This window comes from Rathayibacter sp. AY1A3, assembly GCF_002930975.1.
GTDB lineage: Bacteria > Actinomycetota > Actinomycetes > Actinomycetales > Microbacteriaceae > Rathayibacter.
Map to the genome: position 1 here is coordinate 1 of NZ_PSTO01000016.1, position 19,737 is coordinate 19,737.

Consider the following 19,737-nt stretch of genomic DNA (forward strand, 5'->3'; position numbering starts at 1 on the left):
GTAGAAGAGGTCGAACTCCGCGGTCGTCAGGCTGAACTCGCTCGCCTGGTTCTGCGTGGTGAACGACGGGAGTCCCGCTCCCTGCACGCCGAGAGTCCGAGCGTCCGCTCGGGTCGTGGCGCCGGGGGTCGTGCCCGCGGCGAGGTCGTTCAGCAGCGTGACGCGGCCCTCGCCGGTGAGCAGGTCGGTCCAGAAGACCTTGTACTTCTGCGCCGCGGCGTCGTGGACGATGCGCGGGTCGGTGACGACGGAGCCCGGTGCAAGGCGGATCGCGCGCTGCTGGGTGAGCGAGCGCCCGTCGGGGGAGGTCCAGAGGTAGACGGAGTCGGTGGCGTTGTTCTGCGCGGCGACCGCGCCCAGCGAGCCGTCGGCTGCACGGAACAGGCTCGGTGAGCCGATCTGCGCGTTCGGGCGGTCGGCCTGGTTGCCGTCGTTGGCGACGGAGAGGATGGCCTGCGAGCGGTTCAGCGGCTCCCAGGTGCTCGCACCGGCCGGCAGCGCCGCTGCGTAGAGCGCGTCGGCACGTCGGTCGTCGTTGTACGCGATCGGATCGTCCTTCACGCCGTTCGTCGTCGTAACCGTCTTGACGTAGGTCGCGATACGGCCGCCCGGGGCGACGAGGCGCGTGTCCCAGGCGAAGGCCTGAGCAACGCCGTCGACCGCGGCCTGCACGCGGACAGCGACCGGTGCCGAGGTGAGCCCGGTCGTGTCGACCGCTCCGTTCGCCGCGATGCGGGCGGCGCCCGCGCCTGTCGCGCTCCAGGTGATCGTGCGTCCGAGCACCTGCGAGGGCAGGTCCGAGAGGAGCGTGGACGGCACGGCCAGCGCCGCTTGGACGTCGGTCGCGACGGTGGTGCTGTCGGCGCCCAGCTCGGCGCTCGTGAGCGCCCGATCGTAGACACGCAGATTGTCCAGGAGTCCGGTGAAGTACTCGCCGCCGCCCCAGTTCGCCTTGCCGACCTGCAGCACGCCACCGGCCGCCCCGAGGATCTGCGTCAGGGTCTTGCCGGACGCGTTGACCGCCACCGGCTTCTTGTCGACGTAGACGCGTGCCGTGGAGCCCGAGATCACGAGATCGACGTGCTTCCACACGGCCGCGCTCGGCGCGGTCAGGTTGCCCGAGGTGTCGCGGCTGCCGGCGTTGTCGTAGCGCTCGACTGTGATCCCGGTCGTGCGATCGAGGATCCCGAGGTAGTGCTCCTGCGCGAACTCCTGGCGCACGGCGGAGCGGGCGGCGAAGACCGACCAGCCGGTGTTCGTGGTCGAGTCGGGCCTGCTGTCGTACGAGAGCGTGATGCTGTCGCGCCCCTTCAGCAGGGGAGTGCCGTCGGTCGCCTTCACGTCGAGCCAGAACGACGGAGAGAGGCGCACGGCCTGTCCCTGCCCCTCCTGTCCAGCGACGAGGGCCGCGGTGCCCTGCACGCTCGCGCGGGCCGAGCGGTCCGTGAACGCACCGCCGCTGGGAGCTGCGTCAAAGGTGAACGACCCGAGCAGGCTCTGCTCGGGAGTCGGGACCGCCGCGACGGCCCCAGTCTCGGCAGCGGCCACGGGCACGGTGCCGCCCGCGACGAGCACGGCGGCGGCCAGGGTGGCGATGGTCAGGGAGCGTGCGCTCGAGTGTCGTCGTCTCGTCCTCATTGACAAGAGTCCCTTCGGGTTCGTCTTCGAATCCGCGCGGTCGGCTGCTTCCGTGGTGCTGCTGGTGCAGGTAGCCGACCGCGGGTGGTGATCGGACCGTACCGTTAATTGTTCACGCTAACAAGGCGAGTATCGCTCTACTCGACTCACTCCACGCCTAGCCCCTTGGCAAGTCCGTCCCCGCACTGTTCCCCGTCTTCGGAGCGCCGCCGTGACCCTGTTCTCGTCATCGACCACCGGCGCCACCGGACCAGACGAGCTGATCGACCACGGCCGAAGAACGCAGAGACTTCTCGGCCCGCGGCCGCGATCCATCGAGCAGTGGCTCCGAGAACTCGCCGGTTAAGACGGCTTGCGCGATCTGAGCGGCAGAGGCCAGGCCGGGGTAGATCCTCGATCGAGAAGGCGTTTTGGCGGCAGATCCAGTCGGGGAAAAGAAGAAATTCGAAGCTGAACAACCGGCCCCCTCCGCCTCCAGCAAAGCCAGTAACTGGCTGGTCAGAGGTTCATCAGGACGAGCATTCCCGACATCCCGGCAGCCATCGCGGTGTGGCAGAGAGTGTGCAGCCGATGCGTCGGCTGCGTGAGCAGCCGAGCGAGCCACCAGAGCGCGGCGGCGGCGCTCAGGGCGATGAAGAGCGCGTTGACGATGTCGGCCCACGCAGGCGTCGCCATCAGCATGTCGCCACCCATCTCGGCGCCGTGCCCGGCGTGGGCGGAGCCGGCCGAGTGATCCATCATCCCGGCCATCAGCAGTGGCATGGCCAGCAGCATCCAGATCATCGCCGCGTTGAGCGCGATGTGGCTGCCGAGATCGAACTGGGCGGCTCGAGATCCAGCGCGCGAGAAGCTGGGCAGGAAAGCAATGGTGAGGATGACGAAGAGGGCGACCTGCGCCCACGTCACCACATCGATGACCGAGACCCAAGTCATCGTGATCATCGCCACGCTCATCACCGCGTGATTCACGTCGATCAGCTCGCCATCGCCCAGGCCCGCGCCGCTGGCTCTCGAGCGGGGGCGGTGCGTGATGAGCGCCCCCAGGCACACGAGTGCAGTGAAGGAGAAGGTGAGAGTCAGAACGAGGTTCCAGGGCGAAGCGAGCACGTCTTCCACCCTAGCTCTACAGCTTGTAGAGTGCGGAGTCGATCATCGAGAGAAGGAGGTCGGCGTGACCGCGACCGATACTGACCGTCCGGCGGCTGCCGGGACGCCGGCCGCGCGGGTGCACAAGCGCACGACGAGCTGGTACGCCGCGTTCTGGCGGTGGCACTTCTACGGGTCGATCATCGTGATCCCTGTCCTGTTCGTCCTCTCGATCTCGGGGATGACGTACCTGTTCCGGGCGCAGGTCGACGCTTTCACGCATCCCGGGATCCTGACCGTGTCTGAGCCCGAGGGGGCTGAGCGGGTGGCGCTGTCCGAGCAGGAGGCGGCCGTGCGGGGGGAGTACCCCGACCGACCGATTCTTTCCGTGGTCGATAACACCGGGGACCGGTCGACAGTCTTCGTGACGCAGCTGGAGGACGGGAGCAGCGCGAATGTCTACGTCGACCCGTACACAGCGACGGTTACCGGTGAGCTGACGGCGGATCAGCTGCTCTCGGACTGGGCCGAGCGGGTCCACGGCGATCTGCTCATTGGCGAGGACGGGGTGGGCGACCGGATCGTGGAGCTCGGCGCGAGCTGGGCGATCGTCTTGACGATCACCGGGTTCATCATCTTCTTCCTCGGCCGCCGTCCCCGCAGAGCCGCGCTCAAGAAGGGGGTGCGCGGGTCGAAGATCCGGAAGATGCACGCGATCGCCGGCCTCCCCGTGGGCCTGGGGATCTTGATGCTCGTCGTCTCGGGTCTGCCGTGGACCGGCGTCTGGGGCTCGTTCGCGCAGCAGGTCGCCGCCGGTAGCGGCCTCTCCCTCTGGGGCGCTGATCCGGGTGCGGAGTCGACCCTCGGTGACCTGATCGAGGACACGAACGGCAGCTCGGCTCCCGCGGGATGGGCGATCGGCAACGGGCCCCTCGCTGAGAGCACCGGCGGCGGCACCTCGATCTCGGTCGATGATGCTGTGGACCTCGCCCGCGAGGCAGGCGCTCCGGAGCCGTACTCCGTGATCTACCCCGACAGCGAGACGGGTGTGTTCAGCGTCATGGGCAGCCAGTGGAACAACAACGGCAACCCGGCCGAGTCCGACGTCGCCCAGGAGCGGACCATCCACGTCGATCAGTACAGCGGCCAGATCGCCGGCGAGTACGGCTACGACGACTACAGCGCCACAGCGAAGGTCGTCTCCCAGGGCATTGCCCTGCACGAGGGGCGCCGGTTCGGGCCCGTCAACATGATCCTGACGACCCTGTTCTGCTTCGCGGTGATCTTCCTGTGCGTCTCCGGGCCGATCATGTGGTGGACCCGGCGAGCGAGCGCCTCCGGCCTCGCCGCGCCTCGCGCCGCACTGCCGGTCTGGGGTAACTGGATCTTGCTGATCGCGATGATCGCGCTGGGCGTCTTCCTGCCCGTCTTCGGCCTCTCGCTGATCCTCGTCCTGGCGCTGGATCAGCTGCTGGTTCGACGAGTCCCACGCCTCAAGCGATTCTTCGGAACCGTCTGAGCGGACAGCAGAATGCAGGGACCGCTGAACAGTTCCGGTCAGCATGCCGCCACCCTCTGCGGGCCAGACGGGGTGCCCGTCCGGCCGGCACGACATCTTGTAGAATCGGAGTGTTTCCGAAGTCCTCTGCGAGGCGAGACGCGAAGGAGTAGCGCATGACGTTGCGACGCAACCGTGGCGAACTCGAGTCGAGCGTCCTGCGGATTCTGTGGGCGGCTGGCGAAGCCCTCTCGGCCCGGCAAGTGGTCGAGCGGATGTCCGACGCGGAGCCGGCGCTCACGACGATCCTCACCGTGCTGGACCGGCTGGTGAAGAAGGACACAGTCACGAAGGCGTCGAACGGACGCGGGGGCTTCGTGTTCGCTGCCGCGGCGCCCGAGTCCTCGTTCACCGCCGACGCGATGGTGACGGCGTTGAGTGCGAGCAGTGACCGGGGCGCGGCTCTGCTGCGCTTCGCGGGGGAGTTGGACTCGCGCGACATCGAGTTGCTGCGGAAGGCGATCGCTCCGGGCCCGTCGGCGTGAGCGTGCTGGCCGTCGCGGCACCCGTCGCGCTCGCATGCGTGATGATGCTCGCTGCGCCGGCCTTTCTCGCGTCCTCGAGCTGGCGGCTGCGGTTTCCGCGACTGGCTCTCACGCTCTGGTACGCGACGTTCGCCGGGGGTGTGCTCGCTCTGACGGCGAGCCTTCTCGTGTCGGTTCTCGCGGCCGTGCTGACCCGGCAGACCCACGATGACGTGAACTGGGTCGAGCCGACCGTCCTGGTCGTGTTCGGCTGGGTGGGCTTGGCCGCCTGTGGCGCGCTGCTGGCGCTGGTTTTCGCGCAGGCGGAGCCGCTCGCCCATGCCGAGCGTCGCCTGCAGGCGCAGTTCTCGCTGCTCGCGGCGATGTCCTCCTGCCGGCAGGTGCGCGGCGTCGACGTCGTCACCGTGGAGTCCGATCTGCCGGTCGCGTTGAGCGTTCCGGGTGCGGAGCCGCGGGTGATCCTCTCGACACGGCTTGTCGCTGAGCTCTCGCCTGTGCAACTGCGCGCAGTGATCGAGCACGAGCGGGCGCATCTGGTGCAGCGGCATGGACTCGTCAGCCAGATCGCGCGACTGAACCGGCTGTGCCTTCCCGTGCTCCCCGCGGCCAGAGAGCTGGAGCGGACGACGAGTCTGCTGATCGAGCTGATCGCCGACGACGCGGCCGCCCGTCAGGTCGGCGCCGTGAACGTCGCGAATGCGCTGGCGATCGTCGGGCGCCTGAACGGCGACGAAGCGATGCTCCTGCGGGCGCACCGGCTTGCGACCCGGCCGCCGCGCGGAAGCCTCACAACCTCCGGCCGGGTCCGTCGCACCCTCGCCTCCCTCGCCGGCTGAGAGGTCGGCGCCTGGTCAGCGGGTCGTCGGCCGGGTCGGTTCGAAGCTGCGCAGCCGCAGGCTGTTGGAGATGACCAGCACCGAGGAGAGCGCCATCGCGGCCGCGGCGATCAGAGGGTTGAGGAAGCCGAGGGCTGCGACGGGGATTGCCGCGATGTTGTAGCCGAAGGCCCAGATCAAGTTCCCTCGGATCGTGCGCAGTGTCTTCCTGGAGAGCAGGACCGCGTCGATGACGACGCGCAGGTCATCGCGGACGAGGATGATGTCCGCCGCCTTCATGGCGATGTCGGTGCCCTGCACCATCGCCATGCCCAGGTGCGCGGTCGCGAGCGCGGCGGAGTCGTTGATGCCATCGCCCACCATCGCGACACGGCGTCCTTCGGCTTGGAGTTCCTCGATGACACGCGCTTTGTCCGCGGGGAGCACTCCGGAGACGACCTGGTCGACGCCGATCTCGGCGGCGATGCTCTGAGCCACGCTCTCCCGGTCCCCGGTGAGCAGGACCGTGCGCAGGCCGAGGTCTTTCAGCGCGCGGACGGCGGGAGCGGCGGAGTCGCGGAGAGTGTCCGAGACGACGAAGATCGCGGCCGGAACGGAGTCGATGACGAGAGTGACGACCGTGGACCCGGACGCAGCGGCTTCATCGCGGACAGCGGCGGCGTCCTCGTCGAGTGCGATCGAGTGATCGGTGAGCAGCTGGTCGTTGCCGATCAGGCAGCGACGCCCCTCGACCAGGCCTGATGCACCGGTTCCCGTCAGCGCCTGGAAGTCGTCGACGGCGGGAAGGTCGGTCACGGCGGTGCGCGCGTGGGTGAGGATCGCGCGGCCGATCGGGTGCTCGGACCCGGACTCGAGGGCGCCGGCGACGCGCAGCACGTCGAGGGCGTCCGTGCCCGTGAGCGGAGTGAGTGCGGCGACGTGCATGCGGCCGGTGGTGAGCGTCCCGGTCTTATCGAACACGACGGTGTCGATGATGCCGCTTGCCTCGAGCGCGTCCTGGCCCTTGATCAGGATCCCCAGCTGTCCACCGCGACCGATGCCGACCATCAGGGCTGTCGGTGTGGCGAGTCCCAGCGCGCAGGGGCAGGCGATGATCAGGACTGCGATGCCGTTTCCGACCGCGGTCGAGGCGTCCGCGCCGGTGAGGAGCCAGATCGTGGTGACGAGCGCGGCGAGCACGATCACGCACGGCACGAACACGGAGGAGATCGCGTCCGCGATGGTCTGCGCTTTCGCCTTGCGGCGCTGGGCGTCGTCGGTGAGCGCGGCCATCTGCGCGAGGCGCGTGTGAGCGCCGACGGCGGTGGTGCGGATCGTCAGCCGGCCGGAGATGTTGGTCGTACCTCCGATGACGGGATCATCGGTGCTGACCTCGGCCGGCACGGATTCTCCGGTCATGGCGCTGGTGTCCACGGCCGATTGCCCGGCGGTTACTGTCCCGTCCGCGGGGATCCGCTCGCCGGGGAGGACGACCATGACGTCGTTCACGCGCAGCGCCGTCGAGGCGACGACGGTTTCGACGCCGTCGGGGCCGAGGATGCGGGCGTCACGCACGGCGAGGTTCCCGATCGCGTTCAGCACGTCGCCCGCGCGGCGGCGCGCACGGGTCTCGAAGTAGCGGCCGCCGAGCTGGAAGGTGACCATACCGGCGGCGACGTCGAGGTAGATGGAGTCCGCTCCCGCCGGGGTCACGCCGAATCCGAGCCAGTAGCCGGGCGACTCACTCGGCGCGAAGACGAGGGTGTAGACGGCCCAGCCGAAGGACACGATGCTTCCCAGGGAGACGAGGGTGTCCATCGACGCGGTGCCCTGACGCAGGCCCCGCAGGGTCGCCCGGTGGAACGGCCAGGCCGCCCAGGTCACGATCGGCAGCGCGAGGAGCACGCACACCGCCTGCCAGCCGGGGAACCGGAACCCGGGGACGAGGGCGAGCAGGATCGTCAGATCGCACAGCGGGATCGTCAACAGCGCGGCAACGGCCAGACGTCGACGCAGAGAGGAGATGCGCACCTCGGTCGCGCGCGCGGACCAGGTGTCGTCGTCGCCGGTTCTGATGGCGGCGGTGTAGCCGGCGCGGGTGACGGCATCGATCGCCGTCTGCGTCCGGTCGGCGGTGAGGCCGGTGACCAGGGCGCGTTCGGTGGCGAAGTTCACCGACGCGGTGACGCCGTCGAGTTTGTTGAGCTTGCGCTCCACAGCGTTCGCGCATGCCGAGCAGGTCATCCCGCCGATGTCGAACTCGAGGTAGTCCTCGGTCACGGTCGGGGGAGTGAGGGCGGGGGTCGTGGTCATCGGGGCTCGTCTCTCGCCGGGGCTGCGCCGGACAGGGTGGTTGTGGAGCGGCTGCCCAGCCGGGTGAGCATGTCGTTGTAGGCGTCGAAGCTGTCATCGAGTCCGCCGTCGAGGTGCCGGTCGGTGCGGGCGGCGGTCCTGGCGTCCTGCCGGGACCACTGGGTGACGAGGGCGATGACGACCACGATCAGCGGCAGCTCTCCCGCGGACCAGGCGATGCCACCGCCGAGGTACTGGTCGGCGGCGAGGTCTGTCATCCAGGGGGCGTTGATGTAGTCGTAGAAGGTCTGGGCGATGACGGTGGTGGAGGTCATGATGATCACGCCGAAGAACGCGTGGAACGGCATCGCCGCGAGTACCAGGCCCAGCTTCCCGATGTGAGGCAGGGGCCGGGGTGGGTGATCGACGCCGATGACGAGGCTGTAGAAGAGGTAGCCGCCGATCAGGAAGTGCAGATTCATCAGCTGGTGCGACCAGTGGTACCGCATCGCCTCCTGGAAGATCGGCGTGAGGTAGATCAGGTAGTAGCTGCCGACGAAGGTCACGAACACCCACAGCGGGTTCAGCATCGAGCGCGTCACCGACCAGTTCAACAGCCCCGTGATCCACTCGTGCACCCCGGCCGCCTCCCCTCGACGGCGAGGCGCGATCGCCCGCAGCGCGAGGGTGATCGGGCCGCCCATCACCAGCAGGAGCGGGCCGAGCATGTTCAAGCTCATGTGCAGCACCATGTGCAGGCTGAACGAGACGGTGGAGTACTTCCCGAGCCCGGAGGACGTCGTCGCGATGACCACCAGCCAGCCGAGGACCCAGACGATCGTGCGTCCCAGCGGCCACGCGTCGCCGCGCCGGCGCAGCCTGTTCACGCCGATCAGGTAGAGCGCGATCGCTGCGACCGACACGACGGCGAAGAGGATGTTGATCCGCCACGCTGCGACCAGGACGTCCAGAGTGGGCGCCGCGGTTACGTCGAACCCGAGGAACAACTGCATGATCGAGGTCGGCACGAAGTACTGCGGCGGAGGGATGCGGGTCATCACGACCGACACCCCGACGATCACGAGCTGCACCGCGACCGCTGCTAGCAGCACCCGGGGCGTGCGCGCGGCCGCGGGGGAGCCTGGTGTGCGGTGCTGGAGGATCCCGAGAGCGCCGAGGGCCGCGAGCAGGGCGAACTGGGTCAGGAACAGCCATCCCGTCGGCGTCGCGAACGGCGAGCCGCCGGCGAGCTCGAACGCGCCGATGATCAGCATCCCCGCGCCAGTGATCACCGCGCAGAGAAGGCTCAGCCGGACGAAGCGGCGCACAGCAGCCGGCGAGCTCACCCGCCCCGCCCGCCACCGCAGAGCGACCGTCGCCGTCGATCCTGCCCAGGCGGCGAGGGCGGGGGTGGCGAAGATCGCCGCGTCACCGCCGAAGTCGTGATTGGGTCCCACCAGAACCTGGGTCACGAGCACCGGCGCCAGCAACGCCACGACCGACAGGCCCGATAAGGCCAGGGACGCCATCCAGGTCTGAACGATGTTCGCGGCGCAGAAGACCATGAACGCGAGAGCTGCGGTCACGATCCACGCTGTCGGCAGGTACGACGCCTGCGCCAGGTAACCGAGAGCGCCCGGCTCCAGAAGCCGCGCCAGCGGGACACCGTTCGCGTCCGCCGAGTCGACGACCGCCAAGGCGACAGCGGCGAGCGTCCACACTCCGGACGCCCACCGCACCAGAGTCAGATCCTCCCCGGAGTGCAGAAGCAGCCGGTCCCGGCCCGTCCGCGGTACGACGAACGCTGCGACGACCAGAGCACCCAGACACAGGGCGCCGGCCAGATCCGCGGCGAGGCGCAGCAGAGCACTCGCCAGCGACGTCTCCAGACCCGGGTAACCGCGGTTCAGAACGGCATAGCCGGACTCGCCGAGCAGGACGACCGCGACGACGACGATGACCGCCGGGACCACGACGAGCCCGGCAAGAAGCGGCCCGGTCACGGAACGCGAGCGCGCGAGGGCCCGTTCAGTCAGTGAGGAGGACGTAGCCCGCCTCCTCGACCGCATCGGCGACCGCCGCGACCTCCAGCGCACCCTCGGACGTCACCGTCAGGGCGCCTGTGCCGGCATCCGCTGTCGCGTCCACGACACCCGGGAGCTCTGACACTTCCCGCGCGACTCTGTTCTCGCAGTGCTCGCACGTCATGCCGCTCACGCGGAACTCAGACCGCATCACCGGCTCCTCTCCGACCTGCACCGGACCGCGCACGCCACCCTCTACTCTACGTTCCGTAGAAGGGTCAGCGGCGCTGGCGCCTGATCCGAGCGCTGATGCGTCTCACCCGTCCCTGCAGACGATCAAGGGCACCGCGAAGCCGATCCCACCCCTCGGACAGCTCTTCCCCCAGCGGTGGTGCGACCGATTTCTCCTCACGCTCCGGCGCAGTGAGTCCGATGAACAGCACGAGCACCATCAGGATCAGGATCTGACTCACCACGATCAGGGCCGGAACGTCGATCCCGCTCAGCACCCCAGCACCCCGCGAAGGCCACGCCCGCCGCCTCGAGCAGTCTCGATCAGGAGGACTTCTCCGTCTCCCGCACGCGCCAGCGTCTCCCAGGTCAACCCGAGGGGCATCGTCTGCGCGTCCTCGATGTCCATCGCGGCTCAGCCTCCCACGTCCCAGCACCAGCTGCGACACCTGTCGGATACCGGCCTGCGCAAGGACGCGGACGGTACCAACCGGAACACCAAACGGACTCTTCTACATCATGTAGATTCGTGGGGTTGTCAGTGAACAGGGGAGCGCTCTGCGGGGGTCAGTGATGCGGGGATGATTCCGGCACTCACGATCGAGCATCTGCTGATTTCGACGGGGGTGGTGATCCTCGTCAAGGACTTCGCGTTGCGGATCGAGCAGGGCGACCGCGTCGTCGTCCTCGGACAGGCGGAGCAGCATCGTGCTCTCGCGCAGGCCTTGTTGGGTGGTCTACCGGCCGCCTACGTCGTTCTCGGGTCGGTGACAGTACTCGGGAATCGGGTGGCGATCGGTCGCGGAACGCGGCCGTCGGAGGTGGCCGGGCTTCCCGGCGCCGGCCTGCCCCTCCTGGAGCAGCGATCGCTCGGTGACCAGCTCACGCAGACGAGACATCGGCACGGCGCGAGAGCGGGTGGACGCAGCACCGACTCAGCGGAGCAGCTGCTGCACTCCCTCGGGACCCACGATCCCGATTCCCTTCTGCAGGCCGGTGCGGGGGAGGTGAGCGTTGAAGACGGTGTGCGGCTGCAGGTCGCGGTGTCTCTTGCGCGTCGCCCGAAACTGGTGATCGTCGACCTCGCCGCGGTCCCGGCCGGCCAGCGCCTTCGGGACGATGTCCTCTCAGCGTTGTCGGGCTACTCCGAACGCGCGAACGCCTCGATCGTCTTTCTGGCGGACGAACCCATCAACGTGGTGTTCCCGCATCACTTAGTGGCCATCGAGCCACGCGACGACGCCGGTGACACCTGAGGCTTCTGGAGCCCCAGGCGTCACGTCACGGTGTGGGAGTCAGTGTGCGGGGGCGCGCAGTTCTTCGACGAGGGGTGCGAGGAACTCGCGGGAGAGGTCCGTGAGCGCGGCACCCGCCTTCTGCGGGGTGCCGGTGTCGTAGGGGGGCTCGGGGGAGTACTCGGCGCCGAGGACGGCGAAGCGCGCCAGTTCCTCGCCGCAGAGGTAGGAGACGAGCCGGATGCCCAGATCCATGCCTGCGGTGACGCCGGCTGCGGTCAGACGGTTCCCGTCCTCGACGATGCGCTCGTCGACCTCGATCGCTCCGTAGCCCTCGAGCAGATGCCGCACGGACCAGTGCGACGTGGCGCGGCGTCCCTTGAGCAGTCCGGCAGCCGCGAGCGCGATGGAGCCGGAGCAGACGCTGGTGACGTAGGTCGCCTCCTCGCCCAGACGCTTCAGCTCTGCCATCGCCAGGTCATCGCGCAGCAGGATCCCGGTGTCGCCACCGGGGACGAGCAGCACCTCGGGTGCTGTGCTCACGGCGCTGAGGGCGACGGTGGGCGTCAGGGTGACGCCGCCGCCACTGGCGACGGGTTCACCCGCGGGGCCGGTGGAGGCGAGTTCGACACTCGCTCCCGTTGCCGAGAGGAAGTGGAAAGGGCCGACGACGTCGAGCAGCTCGAAGCCCGGGTGCAGGACGATCACGACGCTCTTCTGCGTCGCGAAGCGCACTCCAGGGAGAGCGGCGAGGGCTTCGTGGGCGGCGATGGAGCGGTCGATCGCCTGCTGCTTCGCGGGATCGTCGCCGATGACGCTGAACAGGGTGCTGGCGGAGGGGCCTGGGCCGGTGGTGTGGCCGGGGAGGGCGGAGGTGATGTCGGAGTCGTCGTTCATGGGCGGTACTTCCTCACTCTGTGGTGTGCGGTCGGGTCGTGGCGGGTGGTGTCCCTGTTCCGGTGACGCTGTCGGCGTAGACGAGGTGCAGGCGTCCGGTGAGCGGATTGGTGAGCGTGTCGGCGCGGACTCCGAACACCCGCTGCAGGAGTCGCGGGGTGAACACCTCGCCCGGGTGTCCGGAGGCGACGACGTGGCCTTGCTCGAGCATGACGATCTCGTCGCAGTAGGACGCGGCGAGGTTGAGGTCGTGCAGGGTGATCAGTGTCGTGATCTGAAGGCCGCGGATCAGCGCGAGGAGTTCGAGTTGGTAGCGGATGTCGAGGTGGTTGGTCGGTTCGTCCAGGACCAGGATCTGCGGTTGCTGCGCCAGGGCGCGGGCGAGCTGCACGCGTTGGCGTTCGCCGCCGGAGAGGGAACTGACATCCCGGTGCGCGAAGTGCTCGACGCCGGCGACGGACATGGCGTGCTCGATCGCGCGGCGGTCCTCGGCGCGGTCGGCGCCGAGGAGGCGCCCGTGGGGGAGGCGCCCGGTCGCGACGCAGTCGGCGACGGAGAGCTCGAGGTCGGTGGGGCTGTCCTGCACGACCGCGGCAGTGATGTGGGCAGCGTCCCTCGCTTTCATCGTCCACACGTCGTGCTCCGCGGTGAGCACCTGCCCCTCCGAGGGGCGCAGCATCCGGTAGACGGTGCGCAGGAGCGTCGACTTCCCGCTGCCGTTGGGTCCCACGAGACCGACGATGTTCCCGTGCGCGTGCACCGCGATCTGCTCGATGATCCGCCGGCCGGCGATGTCCACGCTGACACCCTCGATGCGCAGCGACGCTGCCCGGGCTCTCACCGTTCGCTCCGGCCGGATCGTCGCAGCAGCCAGAGGAAGAACGGAGCTCCGACGACGGCGGTGAGCAGACCCACCGGCACCTCGGTCGGTGCCAGGAGGAGCCGTGCGCCGATGTCCACCACCACCAGCAGCAGTCCGCCGGCCAGCGCTGACGCGGGCAGCACCCAGCGATGATCGGAACCGATCACCATCCGCACGGCGTGGGGTACGACGAGTCCGACGAACCCGATGGCGCCGCTGACAGCGACGACCACTCCGACCAGGAGGGAGGTCAGCACGAACAGACCCAACCGGACCCGGCCGACGTCCACACCCAAGCTCGCCGCGGTCTCGTCTCCCGTCAGGAAAGCATTGAGAACGGGCGCGAGCAGCACCAGCAACGCCGTGACCGCGACCAGGACCAGCGCCGGCACTCCGAGATCACTCCAGGTCGCCGCGGCGAGGCTTCCCGCGAGCCAGGACAGCACCTGTCCGATGCCCTGGTTTGTGCCGCTGGATCGCAAGACGAGGTAGCTGGTGATCGAGCTGAGCAGATACGACATCGCGACCCCGGCGAGTACCAGCCGGTTCGGGGTCACCCGGCCGCTCTGCTGCGCGAGCACGAACACCAGGACCGTCGTGATCAGGGCCCCGCCGAACGCGGCGACCGGTGTGGAGACCGCTGCTAGAGCGCCGGTCGTGAGAGTCAGAGCGGCGACGGCCGCGACGGATGCGCCGGAGGACACTCCGAACACGAACGGATCAGCGAGCGGATTGCGCACGACGGCCTGCAACACCGCCCCGGAAACAGCGAGCGCGGCGCCGACCACGAAGCCCAGGAGCGCCCGCGGGAGACGGAACTCCCACACGATCTGATCATCCAGTCCGTCGACGCGCCCGGCGCCCCACGGCAGCAGCCGTCCCGCGATCACCTCCACCACCCGGCCCGGGGAGATGCCCACACTCCCCACCGCCACGGAGAGCACCAGCGCGACGATGCTGGCGCCTAGAAGGACGCCGACCACCAGCTGCGGACGCCGAGAAGCGCGCGCTGAGGATCGTGCGGGAGCGGCCGCACCGCTCACGAGCTGGGAACCGGGAGATCCAGGTCAGGGTGCAGCGCGTTCGCGATCTTCGTCAAACCCACCATGACCGAGATCGACGAATCAGTCTCCTGGGTCGGCACCTCGCTGAGCCGGCCGTTCTGCACGGCCGGCAGGTCGGGGAAGTTCTCCTCGAGGAACGCCTTCTGCGACGCGAAATCCTGTCCCGGGAACGTGCCCACCAGGACCACATCGGCGTCCGACGCCGCGAACTCCTCTTTACTGACGTACACGGAGTCCGAGGGGAACACGTTCTCGCCTCCTGCCGTGGTGATCAGGTCGTCGTAGATGCCGCCCGCGAGGACGATGACAGGACCGGTCCCGCCGTTGAAGTACGCCGTTTTCACCGTCGCCTCGCCCTCGACCGCCGACACGACCGCGTCTTCTTTCGCCTTCAAGCCCGCGATGACCTCATCGGCCTTCGCCGAGACGTTGAAGACGGTCCCGTAGTCGCTCAGTGTCTTCGACACCGAGTCGATGTTCCACGTATCGGTGCTCTGCGAATCCGTCGACGCGCACAGGTTCGCCCCGTACACGGTCGCACCGGCCTGCTCGAGCTGCTCGACGGAGGCGTACCCCTGGGATGCGTCGAACGCGAACCCGTCCAGCACCTGACCGGTCACGAAATCGGGCTGCTCGCTCAGCAGCACCTCCTTCGACGGGAACCCCATCTGACTGCCGATCGACTTCAGGCCTTCGGCCGCGGCGGCGACCGAGTCCGGGTAGGGGGCGTACGCCTCCTGCACGGCAACGATCCTGTCCCGAAGCCCCAGAGCCAGCAGCGCCTCCGTGTTCGACTGCCACAGGCTCACCACCCTCTCGGGCTCGGAATCGACGGTGAGCTCGCGACCGCAGTTCTCCAACGACACCGGATACCCGCCGGCCGCTGAACCGCTCGAGGACTCCGAGGGAACCGGCGCGCTACCCGCAGCGCACCCCGTCGTCACGAGCAGGATCGTCGCAGCAGCACCGAAACCGGAAGCGAAGCGTCGGACAGTGGGTCGCATGGGACTCCTTCAATCGGGGGATCACGCCGACTCTACCTGTTGTAGAGAAGCCGATTCGGCCGGGGGATGACCTCGCCCACTCCTTCTTCCGCTGGAAGCAGGGACGTCAGCCCGAAGGCGGTAACGGCCTCAATCGCCGGTACCTGGACGGATCTTTACCAGGCGATCTCGCCGACGGCCCACACCACCGCATCGAGTGCCGCCGGTCCGGTCGTCGGCCAGAGCCGCTCGTGCCGGAGACGAGAGTCAGCGCGCGAGGGAGAACGCTCCGACCGCGGCGAGAGAGTCGCCGACCTCAGCGTCGGTGAGCTCGCGTGTGCCCTCGACCGTCACAGTGGACGTGCCGCCGGCGACGAGATCGACGTCCACCGATTCGACACCCTCGAGGTCGGTCAGGGTGTCCGTCACAATCGTCACGCAGCCATGACAGGTCAGGCCGTTCACGGATCCGGTCCAGGTGCTCATCGGGCAGTCCTCTCGTCTCGGGCCGAACACATCCGGCCGCATCGGTCATGGTGCACCCAGGAGGTGCGCATCATCTGGGGGAGAAGGCCGACGACGAGCCCGGCGGATGCCCCTCATCGCGCCCCGAACTGACGCATCATCCCCGGGGCGTTCAACCGGCATCGAGCTCCAGTGTTCCGGCTCAGGCGGCCTGGCGGACGAACGCGGCGAACGCGGCGGGATCATCGACGGCGCCCTGATACTGCTCGCCGTTCACGAGGACGGTCGGAGTTCCGGTGACTGCGGGCAGATCCGTGTTCGGAAGGGGTCCATCCAGGGCTCTGGCCGTTGCATCCGCCACCCAGTCCTCGTGATCCCCACCCTGGATGCAGGCCGCTACCTCACCACTCGTCGCCCCGGCTCCCTGCACCAGCTCGACGATCTGGTCATCGGAGAGGCCGCTCGTTCCCTCTGCCGGCTGCTGAGCGTAGAAGGCGGTGTTGACGTCCAAGAACTTGTCGGGTTCCGCTTCCGCAACGCAGGCAGCCGCGTTGGCTGCCCGAGTGGCGTATCGAGTGCCCTGCGAGAGCCGATCAAGGATCGCGATCGGGTGAATCTCCACCGTCGCGGCGCCACTTTCAGCAAGAGCCTCGAGCTGCTCCGAATTCGCAGTGTCGAAGGCCTCGCAGATCGGACAGAGGAAGTCCTGGTAGATGACGATGTGGGCAGCGTCTCCGGGAGATTCGAAGGGAGTGGGCGCGCCGCCCGCCGGAATGGCCTCCGAGCGGACAGCCTCGACACCCCCGCTCTCGCCTGCCGTGAGGACGATGCCATCGCTGGCCATGTTGACCGGGCCAGGGCCAGTCGGCCTGGTGGCCTGGACAATGACGAGGGCGGTGACAGCGATGACAGCGAGAACTCCCGCGGTGATTCCCCCCTGAAGGAGCCACTTGTTCCGGCGCGTGCGACGCGCCTGCGCCTCGCGAGCCAGCCGCGCTTTCTCCCGCGCAGCGTGACGGCGATCGTTCTTCGAAGGGGCGGAATCGGGCGATGGCGTCATGAGTCCTCGGAGGTCCGTCGAGCAGGGCACGTCTCTACAGCATGTCGAAGGTGAGCCAGGTGGAGCTGACCTTCACCTGATTCCAGTACTCGCAGGACCATGCCGACAGAGTGGGTGCCGCGTCAGCACGGCCCGCACCAGCGCTTTGCACTCAACCCCCAGCTACATCGCGCAGCGACAGCCCGACGCGAAGCAAGAATCCAGCTGGGCCGACGTCGCCGCCGTTGTCGCCGGATACGCGCCGGAAGAACGCGATGAGACAGCCGTCGTCTACGACCGCGTCGCAGGCCACCCCACCACGACCGCCCGCATCATTGCCGACAGCTACCCAGCGAGCTTCGACACGCTGGCAGACGTCGACGTCACCCAGCCGTACACGACAGCGACCACTCTCTGGGGCGACCACAACACCGTGCACCCGAGCGACTTCCGAGGAATGGACGCCACATGGCTGATCGCCTCCACTCAGAGCCCGGCCACCACCGCCATCACCACCATCGAATCAGCCGGACTGCTCCCCGCCAGAACGTGGCACCTCGGCGAGGTCGACGTCACATACTTCCTCCGGCGAGCCGCTGCAGAACCTGTGCAGAGAACCTTGAGCACGCGTGCGCGCGACCCCGAGAACTGACACTTGCCGCGCAATCGTGCGCATCGTGGAGGGAGCATCGAGAGAGACGATGTGGGACTGCGTAGTCGGAACACGCGGCTTGTTGTCGGTCGTTCGGATGACGCCGTGTCGTGCGGCGGTCGCTACGGTCAGACGTCGGTATCGAAGAAGAGGGTCGTGGTGGGCGGGTTCCGGGTGAGGGTGGTCGCGTTTGTCCTCGGGTTCGCTGGTGCGGCCTTCCTGATGGTGGCGCTGTTCTTGTGGGCGGTGTCGCAGCTTCAGATCCACTCCACCGGGCTCGAACCGCTCGATTGGGCGCTTGTCATCGTCCCGGGCGTCACCGGAGCCTCTGCCGGCGGGGCGGCTCTGCTTCTACTCGCACTCTCGCAACGTCATCATCCGGTCTCAACACGCCCTGCTGACGTTGCAGTGTCGTCCGAGCCGGGAAATTCGTCTGCCGTGTCCTCGAGGGCCGTTCCCGAGAGCGCCATCTCGTGAGCGCCGGGACGTACCTCTCGGCGGAGCGTGTGCGGAGTCTCACCGACGCGATCATCGATCGTGCACGCGAGACCAACCGTGACGTCGGGCTCACGATCCTCCTTGGTGCAGAAGCGGCCGACGCACTCAGGGATGAGGAGGGGATGCCGGGGACGCGCGTAGGCACCCCGCACCTTTACAGGGGCGCCACCGTGGCGGTGGTCACCACCCTGCCGTCTTGGCTCGTGATGGCCATCCCCGTCATTTCAGCCGTCGATTCCGACGTGATGACCCCACCCAGCTTCTACGGCGACCTGCGCAGCAACACCTACACAACCACCCTTCCGCACCATTAACGCGCGCATCCACCCCGCCTCGTGTCTAGGAATCCCAGACGTCGCTCGGTGGTCGGTACTTCGCAGCTTCGGTCGCCGGACGCCGGCGCAAGACCATCCGAAGCGCACCCCGGCCCGCTACCGCGCATCGCTAACTGACATAATATCGGTTATCGGAGACCGCTCTTTGGAGTCTTTTTGTTGTGCGGCCACCCTAGAGACCGCCACGAGCGGGTCGACCGCCACGGATGCCGTCTGTGATGAACACAACTCAGCTCGCGCGACCCATGTAGCTCTGGCCGCGTGCGGAAGCTGCGGCCCGTAGTGGGGTTCGGCGCGAAGCGGCCCGGCCTCGAGTGACACGAGCTGGAGTACGAAGCGGTGATCGAGCGCTGCATCGTCGTGTACTGGGGAAAAGTCGCCGGTGGACTGCCCGACTGTGCAGGGCTAGAGAGCACCGGACGCCGGCTGGTGGGTTTTTTCCCAAGCATTACGAATGGAGCAATGGGCGGCGCACATATCCCTTGGAGCGCCCCACGTCTTCATCGAAGGGGTGCGGGTTCGCGCAGATGGAACACGCGATGGCGCTGGAGAACTCCCGTTCAGCAACGAAACCGAACTACGGGGCGAGATCGTTCGCCGTACCAAGGACCTCCCCGACTGGCCTCGCCCGTACATTGAAGCTTCGCGCACAGGTGAGACAGCATGCGGAAACACTTGCCGCCAGGATTGACCCTGATCTGGTCGAGAAAACCAACTCGCGCATCGAATCACCTCCGCAGTCGGTGTTCGCCCATACACGTTCCGACAAGACGAGCAAGCTCGATTGTCAACCTCAAACGTCCGGTAAGGACCGCGCGCCATAATCTGCGCCGTAGGGCGGCCGTCTAGGTAATGAAACGCGACGGCCATCTAGTAGGCCAACCTCCTCAATCAGGCTTATCGCTAAAATGGACTCGGCTACTGACATAATCAACTCGTGTCGCCTCAAATAGCGCCCTTCCCGTCTCATCTAACGATCCCCTTGTCCCGATAGTGACTGGGTATTGCACAAGCCTAGCCTTATTGTCAGAGTAGAACGAACAGAACATCATTCTAAGAGGAGAAATGTCTCCAGGAAGAAAATTGACGCCGCGAGAAAGAAAGCCGGCGTAGGGGGTTTCACTGAAGAAAAGGATTCCAGGAATTCCAATTTTATAGGAGCGAAACCAGGACTTGATTAAGACCGAGTCATCCGCAACATAAATACCGAACCGGGGCGCCTTAATTGCGAGTATCACGGTAATAACGGGGAACATCAAAAACACTATGTCAATGAAGGACCAGGTCAGGTGTGGCCAAAGAAGTATGAGCAGCAGTCCCGATAGTAGTGGGTTCACGATCCAAGCGATAATCCGAGCACCATTGCCAGATCTACCCACCCGAATAGATGGGGCAGTCTGGCCGTCTGTGAACTTCATGCATGCGTCCTCTGATACAGTCTTCAATCTAATACACCTAAGATATCACACAAACCACAAGACGCTAGTGTCATCCGTGGGTCGCGAGGGAAAGCGCGGCACTTTTGACACTAGCGTCTTGCAACTTAAATTTCTGTAGATGTCAGGGCGTAAGTACTTG

At 67.3% G+C, this 19,737-nt stretch carries 20 protein-coding genes; 7 read left to right on the plus strand and 13 right to left on the minus strand.

Annotation, left to right across the window (positions count from 1 at the left end):
• Both C5C10_RS09185 and C5C10_RS09190 read right to left on the minus strand, forming a co-directional pair.
• On the minus strand, positions 1-1,638 hold a 1,638-nt coding region (locus C5C10_RS09185; protein WP_146082130.1), incomplete at its 3' end, for a LamG domain-containing protein.
• Positions 1,639-2,136: 498 nt separating this feature from the next.
• Positions 2,137-2,754 (minus strand): DUF5134 domain-containing protein, encoded by a 618-nt coding sequence (locus C5C10_RS09190; RefSeq protein ID WP_181073431.1) that lies wholly within the window; start codon positions 2,752-2,754, stop codon positions 2,137-2,139.
• A gap of 55 nt (positions 2,755-2,809) precedes the next feature.
• On the opposite strand from C5C10_RS09190, the gene C5C10_RS09195 reads away from it, so the two are divergent.
• From C5C10_RS09195 to C5C10_RS09205, 3 genes are all read left to right on the plus strand, one after another.
• Complete coding sequence (locus C5C10_RS09195) at positions 2,810-4,243, plus strand: PepSY domain-containing protein (RefSeq protein ID WP_181073432.1); 1,434 nt, start codon at positions 2,810-2,812, stop codon at positions 4,241-4,243.
• Between the two features lie 155 nt (positions 4,244-4,398).
• Positions 4,399-4,767: a BlaI/MecI/CopY family transcriptional regulator gene (locus C5C10_RS09200; RefSeq protein WP_104329068.1), complete on the plus strand. Its 369-nt coding sequence runs from the start codon at positions 4,399-4,401 to the stop codon at positions 4,765-4,767.
• The gene (locus tag C5C10_RS09205; RefSeq protein WP_146082132.1) at positions 4,764-5,603 is read left to right on the plus strand and encodes a M56 family metallopeptidase; all 840 of its coding nucleotides are present in this window, start codon (positions 4,764-4,766) and stop codon (positions 5,601-5,603) included. Before C5C10_RS09200 ends, C5C10_RS09205 begins: the two co-directional genes overlap by 4 nt.
• Positions 5,604-5,618: 15 nt before the next feature.
• Here C5C10_RS09205 and C5C10_RS09210 read toward each other — a convergent pair whose 3' ends face one another.
• From C5C10_RS09210 to C5C10_RS09225, 4 genes are all read right to left on the minus strand, one after another.
• On the minus strand, positions 5,619-7,895 hold the full coding sequence (locus tag C5C10_RS09210) for a cation-translocating P-type ATPase (protein WP_104329070.1): 2,277 nt from the start codon (positions 7,893-7,895) through the stop codon (positions 5,619-5,621).
• Entirely contained in the window at positions 7,892-9,877 is a 1,986-nt protein-coding gene (locus C5C10_RS09215; RefSeq protein WP_181073433.1) for a cytochrome c oxidase assembly protein, read from the minus strand. Before C5C10_RS09215 ends, C5C10_RS09210 begins: the two co-directional genes overlap by 4 nt.
• A gap of 25 nt (positions 9,878-9,902) precedes the next feature.
• Entirely contained in the window at positions 9,903-10,109 is a 207-nt protein-coding gene (locus tag C5C10_RS09220; RefSeq protein ID WP_104329071.1) for a heavy-metal-associated domain-containing protein, read from the minus strand.
• Between the two features lie 67 nt (positions 10,110-10,176).
• The gene (locus C5C10_RS09225) at positions 10,177-10,407 is read right to left on the minus strand and encodes a hypothetical protein (RefSeq protein ID WP_104329072.1); all 231 of its coding nucleotides are present in this window, start codon (positions 10,405-10,407) and stop codon (positions 10,177-10,179) included.
• Between the two features lie 303 nt (positions 10,408-10,710).
• On the opposite strand from C5C10_RS09225, the gene C5C10_RS09230 reads away from it, so the two are divergent.
• A complete protein-coding gene (locus tag C5C10_RS09230; RefSeq protein ID WP_104329073.1) occupies positions 10,711-11,385 on the plus strand; it encodes a hypothetical protein in 675 nt (224 codons plus the stop codon).
• A 39-nt stretch (positions 11,386-11,424) separates the two neighbouring features.
• Here C5C10_RS09230 and C5C10_RS09235 read toward each other — a convergent pair whose 3' ends face one another.
• From C5C10_RS09235 to C5C10_RS09260, 6 genes are all read right to left on the minus strand, one after another.
• Positions 11,425-12,261 carry a DJ-1/PfpI family protein gene (locus C5C10_RS09235; RefSeq protein WP_104329074.1) on the minus strand — a complete coding sequence of 279 codons (837 nt, stop codon included), beginning with the start codon at positions 12,259-12,261 and terminating at the stop codon, positions 11,425-11,427.
• Positions 12,262-12,274: 13 nt separating this feature from the next.
• Complete coding sequence (locus C5C10_RS09240; protein ID WP_258060512.1) at positions 12,275-13,060, minus strand: ABC transporter ATP-binding protein; 786 nt, start codon at positions 13,058-13,060, stop codon at positions 12,275-12,277.
• 38 nt (positions 13,061-13,098) lie between these two features.
• Entirely contained in the window at positions 13,099-14,067 is a 969-nt protein-coding gene (locus tag C5C10_RS09245; RefSeq protein WP_219813247.1) for an iron ABC transporter permease, read from the minus strand.
• Between the two features lie 95 nt (positions 14,068-14,162).
• Positions 14,163-15,191 (minus strand): ABC transporter substrate-binding protein, encoded by a 1,029-nt coding sequence (locus tag C5C10_RS09250; protein ID WP_104329076.1) that lies wholly within the window; start codon positions 15,189-15,191, stop codon positions 14,163-14,165.
• A gap of 246 nt (positions 15,192-15,437) precedes the next feature.
• Positions 15,438-15,656 (minus strand): heavy-metal-associated domain-containing protein, encoded by a 219-nt coding sequence (locus C5C10_RS09255; RefSeq protein ID WP_181073434.1) that lies wholly within the window; start codon positions 15,654-15,656, stop codon positions 15,438-15,440.
• A 181-nt stretch (positions 15,657-15,837) separates the two neighbouring features.
• Complete coding sequence (locus C5C10_RS09260) at positions 15,838-16,695, minus strand: thioredoxin domain-containing protein (protein WP_104329077.1); 858 nt, start codon at positions 16,693-16,695, stop codon at positions 15,838-15,840.
• A 145-nt stretch (positions 16,696-16,840) separates the two neighbouring features.
• Here C5C10_RS09260 and C5C10_RS09265 point away from each other — a divergent pair, with 145 nt between their 5' ends.
• The 3 genes from C5C10_RS09265 (at position 16,841) to C5C10_RS09275 (ending at position 18,138) form a co-directional block, all read left to right on the plus strand.
• Entirely contained in the window at positions 16,841-17,326 is a 486-nt protein-coding gene (locus C5C10_RS09265; RefSeq protein ID WP_104329078.1) for a hypothetical protein, read from the plus strand.
• Positions 17,327-17,482: 156 nt separating this feature from the next.
• The gene (locus C5C10_RS09270; protein ID WP_104329079.1) at positions 17,483-17,803 is read left to right on the plus strand and encodes a hypothetical protein; all 321 of its coding nucleotides are present in this window, start codon (positions 17,483-17,485) and stop codon (positions 17,801-17,803) included.
• On the plus strand, positions 17,800-18,138 hold the full coding sequence (locus C5C10_RS09275) for a hypothetical protein (protein WP_104329080.1): 339 nt from the start codon (positions 17,800-17,802) through the stop codon (positions 18,136-18,138). The genes C5C10_RS09270 and C5C10_RS09275 overlap by 4 nt, the downstream gene beginning before the upstream one ends.
• 908 nt (positions 18,139-19,046) lie before the next feature.
• On the opposite strand, the gene C5C10_RS17560 is transcribed toward C5C10_RS09275, so the two are convergent.
• Positions 19,047-19,577 carry a hypothetical protein gene (locus C5C10_RS17560; RefSeq protein WP_146082133.1) on the minus strand — a complete coding sequence of 177 codons (531 nt, stop codon included), beginning with the start codon at positions 19,575-19,577 and terminating at the stop codon, positions 19,047-19,049.
• Positions 19,578-19,737: the final 160 nt, after the last annotated feature.

Coding starts and splice junctions, on each gene's coding strand:
- C5C10_RS09200 (WP_104329068.1), top strand. CDS start 4,399: ATGACGTTGCGACGCAACCGTGGCGAACTCGAGTCGAGCGTCCTGCGG.
- C5C10_RS09210 (WP_104329070.1), bottom strand. CDS start 7,895: ATGACCACGACCCCCGCCCTCACTCCCCCGACCGTGACCGAGGACTAC.
- C5C10_RS09220 (WP_104329071.1), bottom strand. CDS start 10,109: ATGCGGTCTGAGTTCCGCGTGAGCGGCATGACGTGCGAGCACTGCGAG.
- C5C10_RS09230 (WP_104329073.1), top strand. CDS start 10,711: ATGATTCCGGCACTCACGATCGAGCATCTGCTGATTTCGACGGGGGTG.
- C5C10_RS09235 (WP_104329074.1), bottom strand. CDS start 12,261: ATGAACGACGACTCCGACATCACCTCCGCCCTCCCCGGCCACACCACC.
- C5C10_RS09250 (WP_104329076.1), bottom strand. CDS start 15,191: ATGCGACCCACTGTCCGACGCTTCGCTTCCGGTTTCGGTGCTGCTGCG.
- C5C10_RS09255 (WP_181073434.1), bottom strand. CDS start 15,656: ATGAGCACCTGGACCGGATCCGTGAACGGCCTGACCTGTCATGGCTGC.
- C5C10_RS09260 (WP_104329077.1), bottom strand. CDS start 16,695: ATGACGCCATCGCCCGATTCCGCCCCTTCGAAGAACGATCGCCGTCAC.
- C5C10_RS17560 (WP_146082133.1), bottom strand. CDS start 19,577: ATGAAGTTCACAGACGGCCAGACTGCCCCATCTATTCGGGTGGGTAGA.